At 72.5% G+C, this 11,945-nt stretch carries 15 protein-coding genes; all 15 read left to right on the forward strand.

The annotated features are described in order from the left end of the window. On the forward strand, positions 1 to 246 hold a 246-nt coding region (locus tag Q7T52_RS13340; protein ID WP_304803259.1), incomplete at its 5' end, for a hypothetical protein. Then, positions 243 to 983, forward strand: a complete 741-nt coding sequence (locus tag Q7T52_RS13345) for an SDR family oxidoreductase (RefSeq protein WP_304803261.1) — start codon at positions 243 to 245, stop codon at positions 981 to 983. The genes Q7T52_RS13340 and Q7T52_RS13345, both read left to right, overlap by 4 nt. Further along, positions 983 to 2,086 carry an NAD(P)/FAD-dependent oxidoreductase gene (locus Q7T52_RS13350; protein ID WP_304803263.1) on the forward strand — a complete coding sequence of 368 codons (1,104 nt, stop codon included), beginning with the start codon at positions 983 to 985 and terminating at the stop codon, positions 2,084 to 2,086. The genes Q7T52_RS13345 and Q7T52_RS13350 overlap by 1 nt, the downstream gene beginning before the upstream one ends. Positions 2,087 to 2,152: 66 nt before the next feature. Further along, positions 2,153 to 2,281, forward strand: a complete 129-nt coding sequence (locus Q7T52_RS13355; protein WP_304803265.1) for a hypothetical protein — start codon at positions 2,153 to 2,155, stop codon at positions 2,279 to 2,281. Then, entirely contained in the window at positions 2,278 to 3,222 is a 945-nt protein-coding gene (locus tag Q7T52_RS13360; protein WP_304803267.1) for a bile acid:sodium symporter family protein, read from the forward strand. Before Q7T52_RS13355 ends, Q7T52_RS13360 begins: the two co-directional genes overlap by 4 nt. A 5-nt stretch (positions 3,223 to 3,227) precedes the next feature. Next, positions 3,228 to 4,163: an SDR family oxidoreductase gene (locus Q7T52_RS13365; RefSeq protein ID WP_304803284.1), complete on the forward strand. Its 936-nt coding sequence runs from the start codon at positions 3,228 to 3,230 to the stop codon at positions 4,161 to 4,163. A 171-nt stretch (positions 4,164 to 4,334) separates the two neighbouring features. Further along, positions 4,335 to 4,595: a hypothetical protein gene (locus Q7T52_RS13370; RefSeq protein ID WP_304803269.1), complete on the forward strand. Its 261-nt coding sequence runs from the start codon at positions 4,335 to 4,337 to the stop codon at positions 4,593 to 4,595. 5 nt (positions 4,596 to 4,600) lie between these two features. After that, complete coding sequence (locus tag Q7T52_RS13375) at positions 4,601 to 5,203, forward strand: dihydrofolate reductase family protein (RefSeq protein ID WP_304803270.1); 603 nt, start codon at positions 4,601 to 4,603, stop codon at positions 5,201 to 5,203. Positions 5,204 to 5,278: 75 nt separating this feature from the next. Further along, positions 5,279 to 6,121: a MarR family transcriptional regulator gene (locus Q7T52_RS13380; protein ID WP_304803271.1), complete on the forward strand. Its 843-nt coding sequence runs from the start codon at positions 5,279 to 5,281 to the stop codon at positions 6,119 to 6,121. A 171-nt stretch (positions 6,122 to 6,292) separates the two neighbouring features. Beyond that, the gene (locus Q7T52_RS13385) at positions 6,293 to 8,527 is read left to right on the forward strand and encodes an MMPL family transporter (RefSeq protein WP_304803273.1); all 2,235 of its coding nucleotides are present in this window, start codon (positions 6,293 to 6,295) and stop codon (positions 8,525 to 8,527) included. A gap of 59 nt (positions 8,528 to 8,586) precedes the next feature. After that, positions 8,587 to 9,759, forward strand: a complete 1,173-nt coding sequence (locus Q7T52_RS13390; protein ID WP_304803275.1) for a sensor histidine kinase — start codon at positions 8,587 to 8,589, stop codon at positions 9,757 to 9,759. After that, the gene (locus Q7T52_RS13395; protein ID WP_304803277.1) at positions 9,756 to 10,442 is read left to right on the forward strand and encodes a response regulator transcription factor; all 687 of its coding nucleotides are present in this window, start codon (positions 9,756 to 9,758) and stop codon (positions 10,440 to 10,442) included. The genes Q7T52_RS13390 and Q7T52_RS13395 overlap by 4 nt, the downstream gene beginning before the upstream one ends. A gap of 146 nt (positions 10,443 to 10,588) precedes the next feature. Then, a complete protein-coding gene (locus Q7T52_RS13400; RefSeq protein ID WP_304803279.1) occupies positions 10,589 to 10,831 on the forward strand; it encodes a DUF6458 family protein in 243 nt (80 codons plus the stop codon). A 37-nt stretch (positions 10,832 to 10,868) separates the two neighbouring features. Further along, positions 10,869 to 10,994: a hypothetical protein gene (locus Q7T52_RS13405; RefSeq protein ID WP_304803280.1), complete on the forward strand. Its 126-nt coding sequence runs from the start codon at positions 10,869 to 10,871 to the stop codon at positions 10,992 to 10,994. A gap of 85 nt (positions 10,995 to 11,079) precedes the next feature. Beyond that, a partial coding sequence (locus Q7T52_RS13410; protein WP_304803282.1) for a serine/threonine-protein kinase occupies positions 11,080 to 11,945 on the forward strand: 866 nt, incomplete at its 3' end.

Consider the following 11,945-nt stretch of genomic DNA (forward strand, 5'->3'; position numbering starts at 1 on the left):
GCGCCCGGCGGGCAGACCACGCCCGGCGCCGCGCCCGGCGCCGCGACCGGTGCCGCGGGCGCGACCGCCGCACCCGTGCTCCAGGGTGCCCCGACGCTGCCGGCCACGACCACGGCGCCGTCGACGTCGCAGGACGTCGTCGTACCGGTGTGGGCGGTGGTCCTCGTCGTCCTGCTGTCCCTGGGCGCCTACGGGTACGCCGGGTGGAACCACCTGCGGATGCGCTCCGCCTCCGGCCGCCCGTGAGCGACGCACCGGTCGCGGTCGTCACCGGGGCCGCCGGCCAGATCGGCCGACGGCTCCTCGACGCCTTCGCCGACCAGGGCTACCCCGTCGTCGGGCTCGACCTCCCGGACGCGCTGCCGGCCGGTGACGACCGCTTCGTCGCCCGCGACCTGACCGACGCCGAGCAGGTCCGCGCGGTGGTCGGGGGACTGGGACGGATCGACGTCCTCGTCCACAACGCCGGCCTCTCGGCGATCGGCGGGTTCGAGGACCACGACGTGACGACCCACGCCGCGGTGCTGGCCGTCAACTACCTCGGCCCGGTCGCGCTGACCCAGGCCGCGCTGCCAGCCCTCCGCGCCGCCCGAGGACGGGTCGTGGTGATGGGCTCGGTGGCCGGCTTCGCGCCCGTGGTGGGCCGACCGGCCTACGTCGGCTCGAAGCACGCCGTGACCGGCCTGTTCGAGGCCCTGCGCCCCGAGCTCGCCCGCGACGGCGTCGGCGTGACGCTGGTGCACCCGACCTTCGTCACCGGCGGCATGTCCGAGGCGGCCGGCCGTGTCGAGGGGCGGGGCCGCTCGACCACCGGGCAGCGCGTCACGCCCGAGGACGTCGCGTCGGCGGTCGTCGAGGCGGTCGACCGCGGAAGGGATCGCGTGCTGGTGGGTCGGACCGCCAGACTCTCCTGGCACGTGCACCGGCTGGCGCCGCGCCTCTACGTGCACCTGATGACCCGACGACTGAAGGACACGCCCTGATGACCGAGCCGACGTACGCCGTCATCGGCGCCGGTCCGTCCGGACTGGCAGCGGCCCGCAACCTCCAGCGGCGCGGGATCGCGTGGACCGGCTACGACCTCGCCGACGACGTGGGCGGTCTCTGGAACATCGACGGTCCGCGCAGCACGGTCTACGAGTCCGCGCACCTCATCTCCTCCAAGCGCACGACGGAGTTCGCCGAGTTCCCGATGGGCGACGAGGTCGCCGACTACCCGAGCCACCGGGAGCTGCTGGCCTACTTCCGCGACTTCGCCGACCACTTCGACCTGCGCGACGGCTTCGAGCTGGGCACCGAGGTGCTGCGCGCGGAGCCGTCCGACGGTGGGTGGGACGTCACGGTCCGGTCGGCGGCAGGGGAGCGGACCGTGCGGCACGCCGGCGTGGTGGTCGCCAACGGGACGCTGAGCCAGCCGTCCGAGCCGACGTTCGCCGGGTCGTTCGACGGCGAGGTGCTGCACACCAGCCGCTACAAGTCCGCCTCCGTGCTCGACGGCGCGCGGGTGCTGATCATCGGCGCCGGCAACTCCGGCTGCGACATCGCGGTCGACGCCGTGCACCACGCGGCGTCGGTCGACATCTCGGTCCGCCGGGGCTACTACTTCGTGCCCAAGTACCTGTTCGGGAAGCCCGCCGACACCCTCAACCAGGGCAAGCCGCTGCCGCCGCGGATCAAGCAGGCGATCGACCGCCGGGTCCTCAGGGTCTTCACCGGCGACCCGGTGCGCTTCGGGTTCCCGGCGCCCGACTACAAGATCTACGAGTCGCACCCGATCGTGAACACGCTGATCCTGCACCACCTCGGGCACGGCGACATCCGGGTCCGCCGCGACGTGGAGCGCCTCGACGGTGACGGCGTGGTCTTCACCGACGGCGAGCGTGGCGACTACGACGTCGTCGTGCTGGCCACCGGCTACCGCCTGCACTACCCCTTCCTCGACCCGGCGCTGCTCGACTGGTCGGGCGAGGGCTCGGCGCCCGACCTCTACCTCAACGTCTTCAGCAAGCAGGACCCCGGCCTCTTCGTGGTCGGCATGATCGAGGCCACCGGCATCGGCTGGCAGGGCCGTTACGAGCAGGCCTAGCTGGTCGCCGCCTACCTGACCGCGAGGCGCGAGTCGCCCGCCGCCGCCGACGCGTTCGAGACCCGCGTGCACGGCCCGCGACCGGACCTGTCCGGCGGCTACCGCTACCTGGCGCTGGAGCGGATGAGCTACTACGTCAACAAGGACGCCTACCGCACCGCGGTGCGCGCGGAGATCGAGAGGCTCGGCGCATGATCGCCCTGGCTGCCGACGTCGACAGCATCGAGATCGCCTTCGACGAGGGCTCGCTGACGACGCTCAAGATCGTCGTCGGCTCCATCCTGTTCGGCGTCGCGCTCGACACCAGGCTCGACGACTTCGTGGCCGCAGCCAGGCGCCCCGGCGTGATCGCCGTCGGCGTCGTCGCCCAGTTCCTGCTGCTGCCGGCCATCACGTTCCTGCTGACCCTCGCCCTCGACGTACGCGGCTCGGTGGCGCTGGGCATGATCCTCGTCGCCTGCTGCCCTCCCGGCAACGTCTCCAACATCCTCACCCACCGGGCGCGCGGCGACGTCGCGCTCTCGGTGTCGATGACCGCGGTGAGCAACGTCCTGGCGATCGTCCTGATGCCGCTCAACGTGGCGTTCTGGGGCTCCCTGCACCCGTCGGGCAGCAAGCTGCTCGAGGACATCGAGCTCGACCCGGTCGACATGCTGCTCGAGATCGGCCTCGTCATCGGCGTCCCGTTCGCGGCGGGGATCACCATCGCCCGGCTCTGGCCGCGGTTCGCCGCCCGGGCCGGCAAGGTCGTGGGGCCGGTCGCGTTCCTCGCACTCGGTGCGGTGATCGTCATCGGGGTCACCAACAACTGGGACATCTTCGTCGACTTCATCGGGGTCGTCCTCCTCGCGGTCCTCCTGCACGACGCGCTGGCGCTGCTGCTCGGCTACGGGATCGCCCGGGCCACGCGGCTGCCGGAGCGCAGCACCAAGGCGATGACGTTCGAGGTCGGCATCCGCAACGCGGGCCTGGGCCTGCTGCTGGTCTTCACCTACTTCGACGGGCTCGGCGGCATGGCGCTGGTGGCCGCCTGGTGGGGGATCTGGGACATCGTGGCCGGGCTCGCGGTCGCCCAGTGGTGGGGCATGCGAGCCTCGCGGCGCTCCTCGGACTCCGAGCCGGAGCCGGCCCGTTGACGACGGTGCTCGTCACCGGGGGCAACGGGTTCCTCGGCTCGTCGGTCGTGCGCGGCCTCGCCGCGTCCGGGCACACCGTGGTCTCGGCCGACCTCCGCGTCCCGGCAGTGCCGGTGCCGACGGTCGAGCACGTCGTCATGGACGTCACCTCGGCATCGGCGGTGTCGGCCGCCTTCGCCGGCCGGGCGGTCGAGGTGGTCGTCCACCTGGCCTCGATCGTCACGCCGGGCAAGGACTCCTCGCGCGAGCTCGAGCACGCCGTCGACGTCATCGGCACCCGGCACGTGCTCGACGCCTGCCTGGCCCACGGCGTGCGCCGGGTGGTGGTGTCGTCCAGCGGGGCGGCCTACGGCTACCACCCCGACGCCCCGGACTGGCTCACCGAGGACGACCCGGTCCGCGGCAACGAGGCCTTCGCCTACAGCCACCACAAGCGGCTCGTCGAGGAGATGCTCGCCGCCGAGCGCTCGGCGCACCCGGAGCTCGAGCAGGTGGTGCTGCGGATCGGGACGATCCTGGGGGAGCGGGTCGACAACCAGATCACTGCTCTGTTCGAGCGTCCCCGCCTGCTGAAGATCCGCGGCGCGTCGTCGCCCTTCGTGTTCGTCTGGGACGCCGACGTCGTCGCGATCATCTGCCGAGCGGTCACCTCGCCGGTGACCGGGATCTTCAACGTCGCGGGCGACGGGACGCTGACGGTCGACGAGATCGCGGAGCGGCTCGGCAAGCCCGTGCTCACCATCCCAGAGCCGGTGCTGCGAGCGGTGCTCTCGGTCGGCTCGCGGCTGGGTCTCACGGCCTACGGCCCGGAGCAGACGGTGTTCCTCAAGCACCGCCCGGTGCTGGCCAACCACCGGCTCAAGGACGTCTTCGGCTACACGCCGTCCAAGACCTCGGCTGAGGCGTTCGAGGCCTGGCGCACCGGCCGCACCGCTCATTAACGCCGCAGGCTGATGGTCCGCGTCAGGCGCATCCGGTCGGTGGAGAAGAGCTTGCTCCCGTCCTGCTCGCCCAGGGGTGTGGTCCTGCGACGGGATCGGTCCTGGCTCTTGCGGTCCCGCCCGTTCCGAGCCATAGTTGAACATGTTCAACTTGCTGTCGAGAGGAACCCGGTGCCCTACCTGATCGCCCTGGTGCTCATCTGGGTCGTCCCCCTCGGCGCCTTCGTCGCCTACCTGGTGGCGGTCAACGACGCCGACGCCGAAGGGCTGCTGCTCACGAGCTACCTGGGGCTCTTCCTCGGCGTGCCGCTGGCGGTCGTGCTGACTGCGCTCGTGCTGCCGGTGATCGCGCTCGCCCAGGCCGCCGACGCCTGGGAGCGGCGCCGCCGGCGACGGCGTACCGATGAGTCCGCGCGGTGGGACGTGTCCTAGGTGGCATGACCGCCACCTACACCTTCGACATCTTCTCCAGCATCGACGGCTTCGGCTCCTACGACGCCCCGGGCGACTGGGGCGGCTACTGGGGCAAGCAGGGCCCAGAGCTGCTCGAGCACCGGCTCGCGGCCCACGACGGCGAGCAGCGGATGGTCCTCGGGGCCACCACCTACCGCGAGTTCGTGGAGATGCTGGCCGCCAGCAGCGACGGCGACGACGTCCGCGACCCGTGGGTCGACCGGATGCGGAGCCTGCCCACCTACGTCGTCTCCTCGACCCTGACGGACCCTCTTGACTGGCCGGACGCCACCGTCCTCGGCGGCGATCCGGTCGAGACCGTCGCCCGGCTCAAGGAGGAGTCCGACGTCCCGCTGCGCTCCCACGGCAGCTTGACCCTCAACCGGGCGCTGATGGCCGCCGGGATCGTCGACCGCGTGCAGGTCACGCTCTTCCCCGTGATCAGCGGCCAGACCGGGAACCAGCCGATCTTCGCCGGCGCGGCCGACTTCGACCTCGAGCTACTCGAGAGCCGGACGCTCGACGGACGCACCACCGAGCTGGTCTACCGGCCCCGCCTGCGGACCTGGGTCGACCAGGTGTCGTAGTCCGAGCAACTCGTTCGTAGCACTGCTGAGGGCACCCACGCGGGCGCCGCCCACGACCACAGGAGCCGAGACCCGATGCCGCAGCCTGACGCCCGACGATTCTTCGAGCTCACCGAGCCGATCTCGCTGGTCAACTTCTTCTCCCCGGAGCCCCACGACGCGATGGTCGCGCTGGGCTTCCGGGGCTACTGGGACGGCTACTTCGCCGGCCGCTCCGCGCCGCTCGGCCGGGTCCCGGCCGAGGTGGTCGACGCGGCGTTCTACAGCTTCGCCGACGGCGAGGTGGCCCGGCACGTCCCGAAGGTCTGGGACACCACCACGCCCGAGGCGGCTCACGCCGCAAGGCAGCAGGGCTGCGTGGCGGCGCTGCGCACGATCCTCGGCGGCCTCGTCGAGACCGCCGGCCTCGCGCGGGCCGCCGAGCTGCTCGCCCGGGCCTCGACCAGCGCCCCGGTCGCGGGACGGGTCATGTATGCCGGGCTCCGTGCGCTCCCGATGCCCGAGGAGCCCGTGACCCGGCTCTGGCACGCGGCCAACATGCTGCGCGAGCACCGCTGCGACGGCCACGTGGCTGCGCTCGTCTGCGAGCAGATCGACCGGACCGAGGCCCACGTGCTCACCGCCCTCGACGCGGGCATCCACCCGGCGGAGTCGTTCGGCCGGATCCACCACCTTCCTCAGGAGCGGCTGGCCGAGGTCATGGGCGGCCTGCGGACGCGGGGCCTCGTCGACGCGACCGGCCACTTCACCGACGAGGGCCGGGCGACCAAGGCCCGGATCGAGGCCCTGACCGACACCCTCGCCGAGGCGCCGTACGACGCCCTCGAACCGCACGAGCGCGGCGAGCTGGCCGCGGTGCTCGAGCCCATCGCGAGCCGACTCGTGGCCACCGGTTCCAGCTCCGAGGGCGTGGGCTGACCGCCGGTCGCCGCTGGTGCCAGGACACCAGACCCGGGGAGCGACTGGTCCGGACGCATCAGGGTCGGACGGTGTCGAGCGACGATGTGCGGCCGGCTCCCGGTGGCGAGTGTGGGAGGTGCGCGGATCTCGCGCACCTTCCCTTGCTAGCAGTGTCTGGAGTGATCAACGGTGGCGACAATTCTCTATCGGCTCGGACGGTGGTCCTTCCGCCGGCGCCGGCTCGTGGGTGGCCTGTGGCTCGCGGCCGCCGTCCTCGCCGTGGTGGCGGGCGCGACGGCGCCGTCGGGGGACGAGGAGGACATCTCCATGCCCGGCACGGAGTCGCAGAAGGCGTTCGACCTGCTCGACGAGCGGTTCCCGCAGGCCAACGCCCAGGGCGCCGAGGCCCGTCTGGTGTTCCAGGCGCCCGACGGCGAGCAGGTGACCAGCGCGGCCAACCAGGCAGCGGTCGAGGACGCGATCGCCTCGCTGGAGGGCGGTGCCCAGGTGGGCAACGCCATGGACCCCTTCGAGGCGGGCGCGGTGAGCGAGGACGGCACCATCGCCTACTCCACGATCACCTACACCGAGTCCGCCGTCGACCTGACGGACGCGACCAGGACCGCCCTGGAGGACGCCGCCGGCCGGGCCCGGGACGCGGGGCTGACCGTGGCGATCGGGGGAGAAGCCCTCGACGCAGAGGTCTCGCCCGGCGGTACCACCGAGATGATCGGCGTCGCGATCGCGGCGGTGGTGCTGGTCCTCACCCTCGGCTCGATGGTCGCAGCCGGGCTCTCGCTGCTGAGCGCCTTCACGGGGGTGGCCACCGCGTTCGGTCTGGTCTCCGCCCTGTCGGTCCCTCTCGGTCTGACGTCGACCGTCGCCATCCTGGCGCTGATGCTCGGGCTGGCGGTCGGTATCGACTACGCGCTGTTCATCACCAGCCGCTACCGCGAGGAGCGCGCCCGAGGCGCCGATCCGGAGGAGGCGGCCGGCCTGGCTGTGGGCACCGCGGGGTCCGCGGTCGTCTTCGCCGGCGCAACCGTCGTCATCGCCCTGATGGGTCTGGGGGTCGTCGGGATCCCCGAGCTGACCAAGATCGGCCTGGGCGGCGCGGGCGCCGTGGCGCTGGCCGTCCTGATCGCCCTCACGCTGGTCCCGGCGATGTTCGGCCTCTTCGGCAACCGGGTGCTGTCCCGCAGGGCCCGCAGGACCGCCCGCCGCGGCGCGAGCCCGCACCCGGCGGCCGTCGCGCGCGACCGAGCCGGGCTCGGCGCACGCTGGGCACGGTTCGTGCTGCGCCGGCCGCTGGCCGTCCTCATGGTCGCCGGACTCGGTCTCGGGGTCGTCGCCCTCCCGGCCCTGAGCCTCGAGCTCGGGCTGCCGGGTGACGAGTCCAAGCCGGTGGAGACCACCCAGCGCCAGGCCTACGACCTGCTCTCGGACGGCTTCGGCCCCGGCTTCAACGGGCCGCTGACCGTGGTCGTCGACCTGTCGACGGCGTCGGACGCCCGGTCGGTCACCGATCACGTCGTCGAGACCCTCCGGGACGTGGACGGGGTGGCGTCGGTGGCCGAGCCGGTGCTCGACGAGACCGACGACACCGCCGTCATCACCGCCGTACCGGAGACCGCCCCGACCAGCGGCGAGACCAAGGACCTGGTGGCGGCGATCCGGAGCGCGGCGGCGGACGTCGAGGACGACACCGGTGCCACGATCGCGGTGACGGGCCGGACCGCGCTCAACATCGACATCTCCGAGGCCATGTCCGACGCTCTCCTGCCCTACCTCAGCGTGGTCATCGGCCTGGCTGTGCTCCTGCTGATGGTGGTGTTCCGCTCGCTCCTCGTTCCGGTCAAGGCCGCGCTCGGGTTCCTGCTGTCGGTGGGCGCCGCCTTCGGCGTCCTCGTCGCCGTCTTCCAGTGGGGCTGGGGCGCCGACCTGATCGGGATCGAGCAGACCGGGCCGGTGATGTCGCTGATGCCGATCCTCGTCATCGGGATCGTGTTCGGCCTCGCCATGGACTACGAGGTCTTCCTCTTCACGCGGGTCCGGGAGGCCTACGTGCACGGTGCGTCGCCCGACGAGGCGATCGTGGAGGGGTTCCGCCACAGCGGACGCGTGGTGGCCGCGGCAGCGATCATCATGATCAGTGTGTTCGCCGGGTTCATCGGGATCCACATGCCGACCATCCAGACGATGGGCGTCGGCCTGGCCTCCGCGGTCCTCTTCGACGCCTTCGTGGTCCGGATGGCGATCGCCCCCGCGGTCATGGCCCTGCTCGGCCACCGCGCGTGGTGGTTGCCGCGTACGTTGAACCGTGTGCTGCCGGAGGTCGACATCGAGGGCGAGAAGCTGAGACGCCCTGTGCCGGCCCGGGCGGCGGTGCTGGTGCCGGCCGCCCCGGGTGACGGTCAGCCGTGACCGGTCCCGATGGCTCCCGCGCGCGACCACGACGTCCGTGGTGGCGTGAGGGAGCCGTCGTGGGCGTCTCGCTCGTGCTCTGCCTGTTCGGCAGCGTCTTCCAGGTCGACGACACACTGGCACCCCCGTCGGTAGCCGCCTACGCCCTGGCCGTGGTGTCCTGTGCCGCGCTGCACGTGCGCCACCGCGCTCCGCTGGCCGCCGCGGCCGTCACGACCGGGTGCGGCCTGCTGGTCGCGCCGCTGGGGCTGCTGCTGTCCCCGCTGACCATCGCCCCCGTCGTGGTCTGCGCCTACTCGTTCGCCCTCCGCGCCGACCGTCGCCTGCCGACCACCGTCCTGCTCCCCGTGGCGGCGCTGCTCGTCGTCTCCACCTCGTTGCTCGAGCCCGTCTCGTGGCAGGACGCGAGTCGGATGTCCGCAGTCGTCGCGTTCCCGTTGGTCGCCGGCGTGCTCGGCTACTCGGCACGGAACCGGCGCGCCTACCTGGCTGCCGTCGAGGAGCGCGCGCTGCGGGCCGAGGAGAGCCGCGACGGCGAGGCGCGCCGGCGGGTCGCCGAGGAGCGGGTGCGCATCGCCCGGGAGCTGCACGACCTCGTGGCCCATCAGATCACCCTGGCCAACGCACAGGCCACGGTCGCCGCCCACGTCTTCGACACCCGACCCGAGCAGACCCGGACGAGCCTCCACCAGCTCGTCGAGACCACGAGCAACGCGCTCGACGACCTGCGGGCCACGGTCGGCCTCCTCCGGCAGACCGACGACGCGGCCGCACCCACCGAGCCGGCGCCCGGGCTCTCCCTGCTCGCCACGCTCGTGGAGTCGTTCCGTCGTGCGGGCCTCGAGGTGTCAGTCGTCCGTGACGGCCCCGGTCGCCCGCTGCCGCCCGGCGTCGACCTCACCGCCTACCGCATCGTGCAGGAGGCCCTGACCAACGTGACCAAGCACGCCGGCACCGGGACCGCCCGAGTCGGTCTCACCTGGAGCCGTGACCGCCTGACCATCACCGTCGTCGACGACGGAGTGGGCCGCCGTACGGCGTCCGCCGGGCCGGACCGTCCGCCGGGCTACGGCCTGATCGGGATGCGCGAACGCGCTACCGCGGTCGGCGGACGGCTCTCGGCCGGGCCGCGGGCGGACGTCGGCTTCCTCGTCTCCGCCGACCTGCCGCTCCCGCCCACCAGGGACCCGGCGCGGACGTCGGACGGCGCGACGGCCGGTGGTGCCCCGTGACGCTGCGCGTGCTGCTCGTCGACGACCAGGCCCTGCTGCGGGACGCCTTCCGGACCCTCCTCGACACCGCCGACGACATCTCCGTGGTCGGCGAGGCGGCCGACGGCAGAGCCGCCGTGCGGCTGACGCGCGAGCTGCGCCCGGACGTCGTGGTCATGGACATCCGGATGCCCGAGATGGACGGGCTCACCGCCACGATGCAGATCTGCGACGACCCGGAGCTGCGCGCCACCCGCATCCTGGTCCTCACCACCTACGAGACCGACGAGAACGTCGCGCAGGCCCTGCGCGCCGGGGCCAGCGGCTTCATCGGCAAGGGCATCGGGGCCGAGGACCTGCTCGCCGCCGTGCGCACGATCGCCGCCGGCGACACCCTCCTGTCACCCGCGGCGACGCGATCCCTGGTCGCCCGGTTCCTGGCCACGGCCGACCACGCCCCGGCGCGTCATCCCGACCTGCTCGCCGTGCTCACCCCGCGCGAGCGCGAGGTCGTCGCCCTGGTCGCGACCGGCCTGTCCAACCAGCAGATCGCCGACGGGATGGTCGTCAGCCCGTTCACCGTCCGCGCGCACGTGCAGCGCGCCATGGCCAAGCTGGCTGCCCGAGACCGTGCGCAGCTCGTCGTGATCGCCTACCAGACGGGCCTGGCCCAGGCCTCTCGTGGCGGTGACGGGCCCTCGTAGAGCAGCGCTCGCCCAAAGGGGTGGAATCGAGCCAGCGGTGTAACGACGCCCCCGAGTCCCCACATGTCCTCACCGGAGGGTCGTCCTCCGCGCCCTCGGAAGCGGCTCGCTCCGCCCGAGGTCGAAGAAGAGAAGGAGAAGTCATCGTGGGATACGGATTCGGAGGATTCCTCCTCGTCGTGGGCCTCGTCCTCGCCCTCGCCGTCACCGACAGCGTCAACGGCGTGGACCTCACCACCGTCGGCTGGATCATGGCCGCCGTCGGCCTCGTGTTGATCGCCATCACCGCCGTCACGTGGAACAACGGCCGGCGCTCGCGGGCCGTCCAGACCGTCACCCACCCCGACGGGACGCAGACCGTCCGCGAGAACCGCTCCAACAACCTCTGAGCGCTGGCACCCGTCAGCTGAACCGAAGGGAGTCCGCATGTCCGCCGACCACGTCGCGAGGCACCGGGCACCGACTACCCCAGGAGAACGCATGAACACCCGCACCATCGCCGTCATCGCCCTCGTCCTCGTCATCATCGTGCTGGCCTTCCTGCTCCTCTGACCGAGACACCCAGCGCCGCGCGGGTCCCCGCTGCCCGCGCGGCGCGCCTCGCACCATCACCCATCACGTCGTCCGGAAGGACCCCATGACCAGCCCACCACTGCGGCTGGGCGGACGCTTCGAGATCCGCACCCAGCTGGGTCGCGGTGGCATGGCGGACGTCTACCTGGCGCACGACCACGTCCTGCGTCGCGACGTCGCCATCAAGATGCTCCGCGACGTGACGGAGGTCGACCGCGACCGCTTCGCGAGCGAGGCGCAGCTGCTGTCGCTGCTCTCGCACGAGTCGATCGTGACGTTGTACGACGCCAGCGTCGCCGACGGCCGACCCTGGCTGGCGCTGGAGCTGGTGGAGGGCCGGACGATGTCCGACCTGCTGCGGGACGGGACGATGGCGCCGCGGCCGCTTGCGGCCCTCGCGGCCCAGGTCGCGGCCGGACTGGCCCACGCGCACACCCGGGGCGTCGTCCACCGCGACGTCAAGCCGAGCAACGTCCTGGTCTCGCCCGACGGGCGTGCCCGCCTGACCGACTTCGGAATCGCGCGGCTCGTGGACTCCGACGACCACCTGACGCTCACGGGCCACGTGGTCGGGACCGCCGCCTACATCGCACCGGAGCAGGTGCGCGGCGAGCAGGTCACCGGTGCGGCCGACGTCTATGCCCTCGGACTGCTCCTGCTCGAGGCCCTGACCGGTCAACGCAGCTTCGCCGGTCCGCCCATGGAGGCCGCTCTCGCCCGGCTGCACCAGGGCCCCCTGATCCCCACCTCGCTCCCGCCCGGTTGGTCCGGCCTCCTCGCCGCGATGACCGCGCTCAAGCCCGAGGCGCGGCCCACCGCGCAGCTGGCGGCGCACCGCCTGCAGGAGCTGTCCCGCGAGCGCGCGGACGCCCCCACGTCGGACCGCACCGCGCTGCTCCCCGTCACCACGGTCGTCGCCCCGGTGGTCGC

This window comes from Nocardioides sp. (assembly GCF_030655615.1).
Lineage (GTDB): Bacteria > Actinomycetota > Actinomycetes > Propionibacteriales > Nocardioidaceae > Nocardioides.

Excerpts from the sequence above, each read along its gene's own strand:
- Q7T52_RS13350 (WP_304803263.1), top strand. The coding sequence starts at position 983 with ATGACCGAGCCGACGTACGCCGTCATCGGCGCCGGTCCGTCCGGACTG.
- Q7T52_RS13360 (WP_304803267.1), top strand. The coding sequence starts at position 2,278 with ATGATCGCCCTGGCTGCCGACGTCGACAGCATCGAGATCGCCTTCGAC.
- Q7T52_RS13375 (WP_304803270.1), top strand. The coding sequence starts at position 4,601 with ATGACCGCCACCTACACCTTCGACATCTTCTCCAGCATCGACGGCTTC.
- Q7T52_RS13380 (WP_304803271.1), top strand. The coding sequence starts at position 5,279 with ATGCCGCAGCCTGACGCCCGACGATTCTTCGAGCTCACCGAGCCGATC.
- Q7T52_RS13405 (WP_304803280.1), top strand. The coding sequence starts at position 10,869 with ATGTCCGCCGACCACGTCGCGAGGCACCGGGCACCGACTACCCCAGGA.